At 40.3% G+C, this 12,465-nt stretch carries 11 protein-coding genes; 5 read left to right on the plus strand and 6 right to left on the minus strand.

Annotated elements, in window-relative coordinates:
* Positions 1 to 51 precede the first annotated feature (51 nt).
* Entirely contained in the window at positions 52 to 393 is a 342-nt protein-coding gene (locus A9970_RS04690; protein WP_075992508.1) for a helix-turn-helix domain-containing protein, read from the minus strand.
* A gap of 93 nt (positions 394 to 486) precedes the next feature.
* On the opposite strand from A9970_RS04690, the gene A9970_RS04695 reads away from it, so the two are divergent.
* Both A9970_RS04695 and A9970_RS04700 read left to right on the plus strand, forming a co-directional pair.
* The gene (locus A9970_RS04695; protein WP_182981494.1) at positions 487 to 1,122 is read left to right on the plus strand and encodes a peroxiredoxin-like family protein; all 636 of its coding nucleotides are present in this window, start codon (positions 487 to 489) and stop codon (positions 1,120 to 1,122) included.
* On the plus strand, positions 1,119 to 1,922 hold the full coding sequence (locus tag A9970_RS04700; RefSeq protein WP_182981495.1) for a DNA alkylation repair protein: 804 nt from the start codon (positions 1,119 to 1,121) through the stop codon (positions 1,920 to 1,922). Before A9970_RS04695 ends, A9970_RS04700 begins: the two co-directional genes overlap by 4 nt.
* 215 nt (positions 1,923 to 2,137) lie before the next feature.
* Here A9970_RS04700 and A9970_RS04705 read toward each other — a convergent pair whose 3' ends face one another.
* The 3 genes from A9970_RS04705 to A9970_RS04715 form a co-directional block, all read right to left on the minus strand.
* Entirely contained in the window at positions 2,138 to 3,289 is a 1,152-nt protein-coding gene (locus tag A9970_RS04705; RefSeq protein WP_182981496.1) for an efflux RND transporter periplasmic adaptor subunit, read from the minus strand.
* On the minus strand, positions 3,282 to 7,679 hold the full coding sequence (locus A9970_RS04710) for a CusA/CzcA family heavy metal efflux RND transporter (protein WP_182981497.1): 4,398 nt from the start codon (positions 7,677 to 7,679) through the stop codon (positions 3,282 to 3,284). Before A9970_RS04710 ends, A9970_RS04705 begins: the two co-directional genes overlap by 8 nt.
* A 107-nt stretch (positions 7,680 to 7,786) precedes the next feature.
* A complete protein-coding gene (locus A9970_RS04715) occupies positions 7,787 to 8,164 on the minus strand; it encodes a hypothetical protein (protein ID WP_153845926.1) in 378 nt (125 codons plus the stop codon).
* Between the two features lie 601 nt (positions 8,165 to 8,765).
* On the opposite strand from A9970_RS04715, the gene A9970_RS04720 reads away from it, so the two are divergent.
* On the plus strand, positions 8,766 to 9,239 hold the full coding sequence (locus A9970_RS04720; protein WP_182332144.1) for a hypothetical protein: 474 nt from the start codon (positions 8,766 to 8,768) through the stop codon (positions 9,237 to 9,239).
* A 12-nt stretch (positions 9,240 to 9,251) separates the two neighbouring features.
* Here the strand turns inward: A9970_RS04720 and A9970_RS04725 are convergent, their stop codons facing one another.
* Positions 9,252 to 9,785: an O-acetyl-ADP-ribose deacetylase gene (locus A9970_RS04725; protein ID WP_182981498.1), complete on the minus strand. Its 534-nt coding sequence runs from the start codon at positions 9,783 to 9,785 to the stop codon at positions 9,252 to 9,254.
* A gap of 286 nt (positions 9,786 to 10,071) precedes the next feature.
* On the opposite strand from A9970_RS04725, the gene A9970_RS04730 reads away from it, so the two are divergent.
* Positions 10,072 to 10,464, plus strand: a complete 393-nt coding sequence (locus A9970_RS04730; protein WP_220801515.1) for a DoxX family protein — start codon at positions 10,072 to 10,074, stop codon at positions 10,462 to 10,464.
* Positions 10,465 to 10,540: 76 nt separating this feature from the next.
* Here the strand turns inward: A9970_RS04730 and A9970_RS04735 are convergent, their stop codons facing one another.
* Positions 10,541 to 11,599 carry a metallophosphoesterase gene (locus A9970_RS04735; RefSeq protein ID WP_182981499.1) on the minus strand — a complete coding sequence of 353 codons (1,059 nt, stop codon included), beginning with the start codon at positions 11,597 to 11,599 and terminating at the stop codon, positions 10,541 to 10,543.
* A 472-nt stretch (positions 11,600 to 12,071) separates the two neighbouring features.
* Between A9970_RS04735 and A9970_RS04740 the strand changes: the two genes are divergently transcribed.
* Entirely contained in the window at positions 12,072 to 12,425 is a 354-nt protein-coding gene (locus A9970_RS04740; RefSeq protein ID WP_046676278.1) for a helix-turn-helix domain-containing protein, read from the plus strand.
* The last annotated feature ends 40 nt before the right edge of the window (positions 12,426 to 12,465 follow it).

Below are 12,465 nucleotides of genomic sequence, written 5' to 3' on the forward strand. Positions count from 1 at the left end.
CTTCTCTCGCAAATAGAGCATCGTTGTGTCGATCGAATCTGCCCGTTTGTGCTAACTTTTATTGGAATTTTCCAATAAAAGTTCTCCCCAAGCATTCAATTTCCAGAGTACTTCCACCAAACTTTTTCCTAAGGGGGTCAATGAATACTCCACTCTTGGAGGAAGCTCATGGAAAGATTGTTTGATTAGAATGCCATCATTGACCATTTCACCCAATTGTTGGTTTAGCACTCGTCTATCAACTTTTGCAATACCACGAAGCATTTCACTTGGGCGTTTTTCCCCTTCATTGATACGCCATACAATCGGAATTTTCCATTTCCCACTAATTGCATTGACGGCAAATTCCAATGGACATATTTTTTGTTTTATTGCTTTCTCTGTTATACGCATAAAATTGACTTTTTTGTCCCATAGGGATAATAAAATGCGGTATTGTGATTGTGCATTTACTTTTAAAACTTTGCAGAAATAACATACAGCATCATGAAAAATTTAGAATACGAAATTGCTAAATTAAATGCGAATTTAGCAACTCTTCCTCTCGAAATAAAGGAAATATTTGGCAGATCGATTCAGGATCTACAGTCTGGGGATCTAACCGAAAAGGGCCTGCAGATAGGGGAGAAGTTCCCTGATTTTAGTTTGGTGAATTCGAAGCGTGAAGAAATTGAGCTGGGAAAACTTCTGAACAAAGGAAAAGTCATTGTGGCCTTTTTCCGCGGTAGCTGGTGTCCCTACTGTAATCTCGAGTTAAGAGCTTTACAACAGAATTTGGCTCATTTTACTGCTGTTGAAGCCACTCTTCTTGCAATTTCGCCACAAGTGCCTAAATTTAACGAAGCACTTCTGAAGGACAACAATTTGGATTTCGAGTTGTTGTTTGACGAAGATAATACTTTGGCAATCAGTGTTGGCATCTCATTTGAACTTCAGGATTATGCCATTTCAAGCTATGATCGCTTGGGAATCAATTTGTCCGCCTACAATGGTAATGACAGCAACATACTGCCGGTCCCTGCTGTTTTTGTGATCGATCCTGATTATACGATATCTTATCGATTTATGGATGTCAACTATATGAATAGGCTTAATATTGAAGAGTTAATAGCACAGCTATGAGTAAAATACAACGTAAAGGAGCAAGACGGATAGCGGATATTTCGATAGATTGCCTGGCCAGTCTGAACCGCGGAGAAATTGAAACTGCAAATCTTATGGAGTGGCTCGCTGTTGACCAACGGTTTTTACTCGAGCATATCCTTCAGCAAAATGGGCGCATTCATTACTTGAAACCAATCTTGGTACTGCTCGATCAGTTACAGAAACCGACGGTAAATTCCATCAATGAAACGATCGGGCGGGCGCTGCTCGATTTGATCACAAAATATCGTGATAATACTTTCCTGACAATACTATCCGATCATGCAGCAGATCTCGTGCGTTGCTGGGCAACCTACACGGTCGGAGATGATAAGCAGCTTGAAATTGAGAAATTACTGTTGTCAATGCGTCCTTTTGCCGCAGATCGGCATTTTGGGGTGCGAGAAATCAGCTGGATGGCGATACGTAATAGGATAGCTTTGGACTTGGAAAGGAGTATTGCCAGTCTGAGTCTATGGACGGTGGAGAAGGATGAAAATTTGAGACGTTTTGCTTCGGAGGCGACCCGACCGAGAGGCGTATGGTGTAAGCACATCGATCGCTTGAAGCAGGAGCCAAGTCTAGCCTTGTCTATTTTAGAACCGCTAAAATCTGACCCTTCAAAATATGTTCAGGATAGTGTTGGAAATTGGCTGAATGACGCAAGCAAAAGCCAACCCGGTTTTGTTAGGGCACTTTGTAATCGCTGGGAACAGGAAAGCGATACCAAGGAAACGCAATACATCATTCGAAAAGCACTTCGAACTATCCTGAAATAAATATGTCCGGTAATTATCGAACAAAAAATGATGATCGCCCGCTTGAGCGACATTTGACCTCAGTTTAGGGCAATAAATCTGAGTTTGCGTACTTTAACTAAAGCAGTTTAGATGGATGATCGGCTTATTCGAAATTAAAAGCCGCCATTCATTGTTCTTAAAAGGACGATAAATGGCGGCTATCACTTGAAATGATTTATTCGATACGTATGATTTTACTCTTCCTTATTCTGTGCTTTCATTAGTAACGCGAAAGCATTTTTTAGTGCTAATTGTGTGTTCGGTTGAATGTTATCGGCCTGAATCTGCTGTTTTCCGTTCTCTTGGATACCTAATTTTACCTCATTCATTTGAAATGAACCAGCGCTATGTTGTACAAATACAAAATATTTATTTTGCCAACGTACGATAGCCTCTTCTGGTACAACCATTGCCTTGGTATTATTGATATGAAGATCGGCATTCATGAACATCCCTGGAGTCAAAATAGCATCGGATTTTTGAAAACGGCATAACACTTCGGCCATTCTATTTTCATCAAAAGTGCGGTTGACAAGAAAGACTGTGGCCGGAATTTTTCGAGCGACTTCCGTATTTGCATATGCAGAAACAGTATTTCCTATCTTGACTTTAGCCAGATCTTTTTCGAACAGCTGTAGGGAAAGATACATGTCTGATGGATTAACAATCTCAAATAGGATATCTGTGGGAGCGGTGTATTTCCCAACACTGACATTCACTTTGGTGATAAAACCATTCGTTGGAGACAATATAGGTACTTCTTTTTTGATACTTGTCGTCGTCAGTTTCTTCGGCTCGATTCCGATAAGACGCAGTTTTTCCGCCAATGAGTGAATTAGGATACGTTCACGATCCATATCTGCTTTAGCCTGCTGGAACACCTTGTCGCTGCTTGCCTTGCTTTGATTGAGCTCGTATTGTCTTTTATATTCTGTTTCGGCGAGCACATAATTTGTCTGTGCAGTCAAATAGTCCTGTTGGAGCTGGATAAACTGCATATCTTCGATAGTTGCCAATACCTGACCTTTTCGCACGGGTTTTCCAGGGAGCATAGTCGTCGATTTAATATAGCCACCAATGGGAAAACTTAGGCTCACAGTGCTTTCCGGCGCAACAGCGACATCGCCCTGTAATGTAATTTTGCCACTGACATTTTCGATTGTAGGGGGTCCGATGACAATACCTGCTGCTGCAATCTGTTTGGGTTCAAGTTGAACACTTTGCGCTACAGGTGTAGAATCTGCCACGGGCGCTGGATTGTTATTTTCGGTGTTTTCTCCTTGAGCACAGGCAACGAAGGAAAAAAGGATCAAACTGTATACTGTGTTTTTTAACGATTTATTCATTGTATAACTTACTTAATTGGATGGCTGCTTGATTGTAACTGTTTAATGTATTGATGTATTCGCTTTGTATGCCAATGGCTTGGTTGACAAGAATGACCCATTGTAGGTAGTCTATTTCGCCATTAACGAATTGTTTGTCGGCTGTTACAAAAATTGTATCTGCATGCTTTAATCCACGATCTTCATAATATTTTAGTACTTCTTTAAACTTCTCAACCTGCTCGATGGCATTGTTTGATTCTGTCTTCAATTCACTTTTTACGTATTCAAGTTCTTTCAACTGACCTTTCCATGCGAGTTTTGCCGCGTTTATTCGATTGGACTGCGCTCCAAAAAATAGGGGTACACTGATGCCGGCGCTGAAGTAGCTCAAACGGTCGGACGAACGATACAATACCTCCTGACCACGGAAGGTTTGTACTCCCTGCAACGTTTGACTATTATATCCTATTGTAATTTCAGGAAGCAACTTTGAACGCTCCAGTTGCCATTGAGCATGTGCTGTCTGTGTCTGAAGTTGCGCAATCTTATAGGCCGGAAGTGCTTCAGCCTGACTGGATAAGTCCGGGTGAATCGACATAACTTCTTGATATTTAATTGTGTCGGAGGCTGGGATGTAACGAATGCTGTCCTGCAATAAGAAATTGAATCTGTTCAGGGTGATGTTCATATCTTTTTGAAGCAGCTTTAATTGATTATTGATTTCTTGACGCTGTGTTTGGGCTGCGGTTTGCTCCAGGATATTTGCTGCGCCAACTTCAAAGCGTTTGCTTGTCTTTGCTTCAAAAATACGATACAGACTATCTGCGCGTAACAAGAGCTTCTTTCTTTTGCCCATTGCCAGATAATCGAAATACAGACTCTTAACGGCGGTTCGAATCTCCAGGAGATTAAACTTGGTAGATTCACGCGCCAAAGAGAGCTCGTTTTGTAAGACTGCTGTCTGTTTTTTATAAACAGCAGGAAAACTAACCGTTTGGCTGATACCGATGCGATTATCGGTATACGCACTATTCACATGACCGTAATCGCCTGAAATAGCTAATTTAGAAGGGTCGAATCCGGTTTTGGCCAATTTTTCCTTAGCTTGTTCATTGATCCTGAGCTGTTGGATACGTGGACTATTATGCTCTGCCCGCTGTATGGCCTGCGCTAAGGATATATGCTGTGTGCTGTTGATCGTTTGTGCCGAAATCTGAGCGTCCTGAAAAAAGGAACAAGACAATAGAACCAAAAGGACTATTTTGGTTACAGCCGAATTTGGTTTGCTAAGGGCTTTGTCTGATTTATTAAACAACAGATATAATGCGGGCAAAACAAAGAGGGTTAGAAATGTTGCTGAGATTAAACCGCCAATAACAACCGTTGCCAGCGGACGTTGTACTTCAGCACCTGCACCATTGCTCAATGCCATTGGTAAAAATCCCAAGGACGCTACGGCGGCGGTCATCAGTACCGGTCGGAGACGATTGCGAGTGCCCACCATAATCAGTTCCTGCATGTCGGTAATAATCCCTTCCTTTTTAATACGGTTAAACTCCGAGATCAAGACAATGCCATTTAAAACGGCAACACCAAATAGGGCAATGAAACCAATGCCTGCCGAGATACTAAAGGGCATCCCCCGAAGTGCCAGGGCAAAAACACCTCCGATCGCCGACAGGGGAATTGCAGTGTAGATCAAGGCGCCATCTTTTAACGACGAAAATGCAAAGTAAAGCATACCAAAAATTAATAGCAGGGCAATGGGCACAGCAATGCTCAAGCGGGACTTAGCCTGTTGCAGATTTTCAAATGTACCACCATAAGTCAATGTGTAGCCTGTATCCATTTTAAGCTGCGCAGCAACCTTTTGCTGCAGTTCCTCCACGATGCTTTGCACATCACGCCCCCTGACATTGAAGCCCACGATAATACGGCGCCGCGCATTTTCCCGCTGGATCTGATTAGGGCCCTCTACTTCATCAATATGTGCAATTTGGCTAAGTGGAATCTGTATCCCTTTGGCGGTCGTTACTTGTAGATTTCTGACATCTTCAATATTACGGCGGCCTTCATTACCTACGCGCACAACAAGATCGAAGCTTTTTTCACCTTCATAGATCTTGCCTGCGGAAGCTCCTGCAAAAGCCGAATTAACAGTACGATTGATGGAAGCGATATCGAGACCATATTTTGCTATCTCATCCCGGTTGTAGTCTATGACAATCTGGGGCATTCCCGTGACTGATTCGATGTACCAGTCTGCAGTTCCTTTTACTGTCTTTGCAATATCGCCCAATTGCTGCGCATAGTTTGCCAGTTTATCGAGGTCTTCTCCATAAATCTTGCACACGACATCTTGTTTTGCTCCAGTCATTAATTCATTAAAACGCATTTGTACAGGAAATTGAAAGCCTGTCGTTATCCCAGGCATAACTTCCTGTGCTGTTGCCGACATTTTACCTGCCAACTCCACAAATGATTTAGCATTTTTCCATTCCGACTTTGGTTTTAAGACAATGATCATATCACCACCTTCAATAGGCATTGGATCTGTTGGTATTTCTGCGCTTCCGATCCGCGACACGATTTTTTCAACTTCAGGATAACGATTTTTTAAGGCTTCTGAAACCCGATCAATTGCATTTATCGTTGTCGAGAGATTGGTACCAACGAGCAGCCTTGTCTCTACAGCAAAGTCACCTTCCTCCAGTTGGGGTATAAATTCACCCCCCATTTTTGAAAATACAACGATTGAAATAGCGAAAAGTGCAATTGTGATGGCAACGAGTATTTTACGGATAGCAAGTGCACCAGTGAGTGCATTTTGATAACCCCGTTCGAGACGGGTCATAATCCGATCCGAAATATTGGGTTTATGATTGAGCTTCTTGCTCACCACCAGTGAGCTTATCATTGGGACATAAGTCAAAGATAGAATGAAAGCGCCTAAAATAGCGAATGCTACCGTTTGAGCCATCGGTTTAAACATTTTCCCTTCGATTCCAGTAAGGGAAAGAATAGGCAGATAGACAATCAGGATAATAATTTGTCCAAAAACCGCTGCATTCATCATTCTGGAAGCTGAAGAAGTCACTTCCTGATCCATTTCCTGTTGGGATAAACTATCGATGCCCTTATATTTTTTTGAAAAATGAATATGGTGTAGGATGGCTTCAACAATGATAACAGCACCATCGACAATTAAACCAAAGTCCAGTGCTCCTAAGCTCATTAGGTTGCCGCTGACGCCAAATGTGTTCATCATGCTGATGGCAAAGAGTAGGGATAGCGGGATGACCGAAGCAACAATTAAACCTGCTCTCAGATTACCTAGGAACAGCACAAGAACCAGTATGACAATGAGAGCTCCTTCCAAGAGATTGTGTTCTACGGTTCCAATGGCGTTGTTTACCATTTTCGTGCGGTCGAGGAAGGGCTCGATAAGGACTCCTTTGGGAAGTGTTTTCTGAATTTGATCGACTTTATCTTTGACGATTTTGATCACATCCGAAGAGTTTCCACCTTTGAGCATCATGACAATACCACCGCATACCTCGCCTTGTCCTGCCATTGTTAGTGCGCCATAACGGATCGCTGAGCCCAACCTGACTTCGGCAATATGATGGATGAGGATCGGCACGCCACCATTATCTTTGACCACAATTTTATTGATGTCGGCTATTGATTTTGTCAAGCCAACACTTCGGATATATAATACTGCGGGGCCTTTTTCGATATAGGCTCCGCCTGTATTTTGATTGTTGTTTTCGAGTGCCGTAAAGACGTCGCTTATGCTGATATTCAAGGCTTTCAGCTTGGATGGGTTTACAGCAACCTCATATTGTTTGAGTTCTCCACCAAATGTAGCAACATCTGCAACTCCGGGAGTTCCGAGAAGTTGACGGCGTACGGTCCAGTCCTGAATGGTGCGCAAGTCTGCCAGCGAATAGGTCTGTTCATAACCTTTTTGAGGTTTGAGGACATATTGGTAGATTTCACCAAGTCCTGTAGTGACGGGAGCGAGTGTAGGAGCACTTGCATTTTCGTTTATTTCAATTTGTGCGAGACGCTCTGTGACTTGCTGTCTCGCCCAGTAGATATCGGTGCCATCTTCAAATACGATGGTTATTAAAGATAGACCGAACCGCGACATACTTCGGCTTTCCTTGATTTCGGGAACATTGCTGACAGCCAATTCCACGGGAAAGGTGATAAGGCGCTCAACGTCTTCGGCACCAAGGGAGGGCGCGGTCGTGATAACTTGAACTTGATTGTTCGTAATATCTGGTACGGCATCGATAGGCAATTTGGTCAATTGGTAGATGCCATAGCCGACCCATACCAATATAAATAGACCAATTGCCAGTTTGTTTCGAACTGAGAATTGTATTATTCTATTAAGCATTTTAGTAAAATCTAAATTATAAGAAATCGTGCAAACCTTATTTTGGGACAAAAAAAGATCTGCAACTTGAAAAATCAGGTTGTTTTAACATACTGATTTAATATAAATTAGACTTGAGGCGGACGGAATAATGCGGAAATATACGATCGGGAATAATTATTCGGTTTAGGCAAACCAAAAGCACTATCCACTGCGACTTGATGCGGCCTAACATAATGAATCTTATGGTTGGACACAAAGACAAATGAAAATGCTGTTAGATCGTATTTTTTGAAGGGCAGTTTCATGTCTTCCTGCTCATCGTTGTCAGGAAGATCCTGGCCCCAATAATGCATGGAAAGAAATTCCACAAAGGTTATGGGCGGACCTATCTCATTATGGATTGTAAAATGCTGATACAGCTTGGGCAGTTTCGCCAGCTGGGACAGCATCGTTGATTCTCCAATGACCAAAAATAGAAATATGTAAAGAAAAAATCTTTTCACCGCTGTAAAAATACAGTTGTTCAATCAATTTCGCAACAAAACTATAACTTATTATGCAGATCGACCGGGGAAGGGGAAGCCTTCTTTGAAACGATGCCATAACGAGCCGATTTCAGACGGCCAAGTATTAATCTAGGTGAGCCAATCGGGTGCCGTTTTACTGTTTTGTGCGTTTTTGTGGCTTTGTTGCAATCGTTTGTGCATTATAGTATTTAAATGACCGTCGAACAATATTCAAGTTGTGTTTGGGTATGGTTCGATATAATGTATTGTGAGGAGACAGCTTCATGATTGCTTCTTGCAAAAAAAAGGTTACCCAGATATTGGATAACCAATGTTTTAAACAGATACTGGTAGGGTGTTTATTTTTTTTAAATATCGTGAATTCTAATGACTTATAAAGAAATTTTAAAAAGATGGCCATATCTGTTTGTTTACTTCCTTTTTGTTCTGACTAATTTGTATCTTAATAAACTGTATAGCCATCCGCAATCTCATGTTTTAAGGCCTTAAATTGGGGTATTAACTTGTTGGTCATATTGGCTTCGAAACTTTGTCAAAGGAATATTGCTGCCGTTTAAAAATAAGGAGAAAATACGAAATGAAAAAAATTATCGTCATTGCTGTCTACTGTGTTGTGTTGTTTATGTCGTGTAACAATAGGGATGAAGATAGGGGAAATGATGAGGTTGCTGAAGTATCTCAAAACGGAATAGCCTCGGTCGTAAAATCATATTTTCTCTATCATGAAATAAGAAATGTAGACTATGCTATCTATATCAATGACGTATTGGCAGGACAATCGCATGAAAATGATGGTATTCCGGGCCCCTATAAGCTGAACCAGTATATAACTTCATCAGGAAAGCAAATTGTGAAAATGATCATATCTGCCAACAGTCGAGAAAGAGAGATCACTCCAGAAATATTGGGAGAAATCAGTAAGAACACAGGTATATATTTGCTTTTAAATAAAGATTTCGAGAATATTAAGGAGCTCAAAAAACTGCAATTTCCAAACATCGAAAAGTCTGTTCCTTCCTATGAATGTATATGGGAATTTGAAACGGACTAGGATAATTTTCCCCTAGGCTTGCATTACTAGTTGATTGACCAGCCGGAAGTTATCATCGTCAAAACAGACTATTTTGACTTGCGTAAGTGTCGTATCCGCCTTCAGAAACTGCGTAATGACGCGGATGGATATTTGAGCAGCTAGTTCTTTCGGGAATCTGTAAATCCCTGTACTGATATTGGGAAAGGCGATCGAACGGCAACCATTTTCTACAGCTAATTTGAGTGCATTATAATAGCAGCTTTCTAATTTTTCAATTTCGTGATTTTTCCCTCCATTCCACACAGGGCCAACTGTATGAATTACATATTTAGCGGCTAGCTTGCCTGCCGTTGTGATGACGGCTTCTCCTACTTTGCAGCCTCCTTGTTTAGCCAGAATGTTACGGCAACCTTCCAGAATTTCCGGTCCGCCGGCGCGATGAATAGCCCCATCAACACCTCCACCTCCAAGTAACGATGTGTTGGCAGCATTTACAATAACATCAACTGTAATTTTTGTTATATCGCCCTTTACTACGGTTATTTTATCGGTATTATGTGACATAAGATTAATCTTAATTCAAAGATATGAAAAATAAAATAGCAGGTCTAACCAGTGTATTAGGGGGATAGCTATTGAAGTTAATGTCTCAGATAAAAAAAAATGAAATAAAATATTGTGTAGTTAAATAGCTACTCTTATATTTGTAGTCAAATAGCTACATAATAAGGAGCGGCCGGTAAAAGACCCAGCTTATTTTAGGAAATAAGAATAAGACCAAGTGTTGAAGATAGGAGAGTTGACTATTAATGTGAAGTAATTAACAGTATAATAAGTAAATCATAGCATTATGAAAAGAAATAGGATAATTTATTGGATAGCAACCGTATGGTTGGCTGTAGGATTATTGTCAACTGCTATCATACAGATTTTTAAAATTCAAACGGAAGGAGCAGGTGGAATACAAAATATGACTCATTTGGGATATCCTAGTTATATACTTCCTTTACTTGGAATCTGGAAGCTTTTAGCCGTGGTTGCCTTGCTTTGGCCCAAAAAGCCTCTTTGGAAAGAATGGGCATATGCGGGTATTTTCTTTACAGCTACTGGTGCTTTGTATTCACATATTGCATCGGGAGATTCTTTCGCTTTAATGGCTCCGGCACTATTATATATTATTCTAATTGCTACTTCTTGGCATTTCAGACCAGTCGATAGAAAACTTGATTTGAAATCGTGTTGAAACCTGTGATGAATTTAATGAGTTATTCGAAAATATGCACTGGATTACCGACCTATCAGGAACAGTATTTAATACTTTAACCTTTGCTCTTCAGATGAAATATGGTGATTTCCGGTAGTATCCCAACTCGGCTTGGATAATCCAGATAACCGAATCCAACATTTACGTACAGTGCCTGATGCTTTTCACGGTACAGGCCGGCCCATTCACGGTAAGCATATTTCACTGGACTCCACTGATAATTCGGGTGGTTATAACCGAATTGTCCCCCATGTGTGTGTCCACTGAAAGTGACGTCGATTGTGGGATATTTGGGTATGATCTCCGCGCGCCAATGGGAGGGATCGTGTGAAAGCATTAAGTTGATGGGCGAAGATTTATCTACTTTAGACATGGCCAAATCGATATTCCCATAATTTTTGGGATTATTTGCTCCCCAATTTTCGACGCCTATAATGGTAATCTTTTCGTTATTCAGTATCAGTTCTTTCGATTCATTGAGAAGTAGTTGCCAGCCTAGTTGTTGATGAATGGATTTGAGATTTGAAAGATTTTGTTCCTTGGTCAAGTTCATTTGATCAAAGAAATGATATCTGTTAAAATGATAATCTCCATAATCGTGGTTTCCAAGTATAGAGAATGTTCCTAATGGAGCCTTCACTTTATCAAATATGGATAAATAATCCTCCATTTCGGTCGCAAAATCATTGATTAGATCCCCTGTAAAAAAGATGATGTCAGGCTTCTGTGCTAATAAGAGGTCTATCCCTTTTTTTACAGCAGTTGAATTAAATAGACTACCTGCATGTATATCGGAAATTTGCGCTATAGTAATTCCTTCAAATGATTTCGGTAAATTAGGTAAGATTAAATCGAGGTGGTTGACCTGGTACTTATACAAATTGAAGGCAAATCCACGTGTAAATGCAACGATAGGGACACTGGCTAGCAGGAGGCCGCTTTTGACTATAAAATCTGATCTTTTTATAGGAGGTAAATTTCCAGCCTGTTTCGGCGAAGATTTAGTTTTTATAAAACGTTTGTTGATGATTTTGAACGTATATACAATAGTATCAATACCGATAAAGAAAAGACAGATTATCTTACCAAATAGCAACGAAAGTGGAAAAAACACGAAACAGGCAGATTCAAAACTAGTCCATTTAAAAAATAAATTAAGAAATATGCACAGATAGGAAAGTATACTGACAGACCACCAGACTATGTTTAGTAACTTTGGATTGGATTTCCAAGTTGACAATGTCCGAATTCTTAAGAAGATTAAAAGATCTAAAAAAATGAATAGCATTAAAATTTTTAGATAGGCATAAAACTGTTGGAGCATATTCGAAGTCTAACTAATTTGGATCAGGCATATTTGGAATAAATAATTGGATTACAAAACCTAAAATAGGTGTTTTTTTCCGTAATCATAATTTCAGTGTTAAATTATTTTCATAGATAAAGACTATTACGCTTTGGAGCCTATAACCTCATATTGCTTTGTGTCATATTATTGACGAATGTGGTGTCACAGATGTAGGGTAGAAGTTTTAAATTTGTCCCTATTTGCAACGAATTGTACGCTATTAAAGAAATTTTAAATCATGGGAAAACGAAAAGAAAATTCGACAAATAGGATTAATGAACAGTATATTATTGAATGTGATTTAGCATATGCTGTATGCAAAATCGGCGGCCGATGGAAGCTGCTGATACTTGCTAAATTGCAGCATGGAAAGTTGCGGTTTGGTGAAATTAAACAATTGATTACAGGGATTACCGATCGCATGCTCACCTTGCAGCTCAAAGAATTGGAAAAGCAAGGACTTGTTAAAAGGATTGCCTATGCAGAAGTGCCCCCCCGAGTGGAATATCAATTGACTGAAATTGCGGCAGAACTTATCCCTATTTGGTGTCAGTTGGAAAAATGGGGCGCCAAGCATAAAATGATAACGTAACGGCAACGTTGTTTCCTGTAATTTTTTTATCAATACCTAA

It is taken from the genome of Sphingobacterium sp. UME9, assembly GCF_014170215.1.
GTDB lineage: Bacteria > Bacteroidota > Bacteroidia > Sphingobacteriales > Sphingobacteriaceae > Sphingobacterium > Sphingobacterium paramultivorum.

Excerpts from the sequence above, each read along its gene's own strand:
- A9970_RS04740 (WP_046676278.1), top strand. The coding sequence starts at position 12,072 with ATGGGAAAACGAAAAGAAAATTCGACAAATAGGATTAATGAACAGTAT.
- A9970_RS04720 (WP_182332144.1), top strand. The coding sequence starts at position 8,766 with ATGAAAAAAATTATCGTCATTGCTGTCTACTGTGTTGTGTTGTTTATG.
- A9970_RS04725 (WP_182981498.1), bottom strand. The coding sequence starts at position 9,785 with ATGTCACATAATACCGATAAAATAACCGTAGTAAAGGGCGATATAACA.
- A9970_RS04700 (WP_182981495.1), top strand. The coding sequence starts at position 1,119 with ATGAGTAAAATACAACGTAAAGGAGCAAGACGGATAGCGGATATTTCG.
- A9970_RS04695 (WP_182981494.1), top strand. The coding sequence starts at position 487 with ATGAAAAATTTAGAATACGAAATTGCTAAATTAAATGCGAATTTAGCA.
- A9970_RS04690 (WP_075992508.1), bottom strand. The coding sequence starts at position 393 with ATGCGTATAACAGAGAAAGCAATAAAACAAAAAATATGTCCATTGGAA.
- A9970_RS04730 (WP_220801515.1), top strand. The coding sequence starts at position 10,072 with ATGAAAAGAAATAGGATAATTTATTGGATAGCAACCGTATGGTTGGCT.
- A9970_RS04705 (WP_182981496.1), bottom strand. The coding sequence starts at position 3,289 with ATGAATAAATCGTTAAAAAACACAGTATACAGTTTGATCCTTTTTTCC.
- A9970_RS04710 (WP_182981497.1), bottom strand. The coding sequence starts at position 7,679 with ATGCTTAATAGAATAATACAATTCTCAGTTCGAAACAAACTGGCAATT.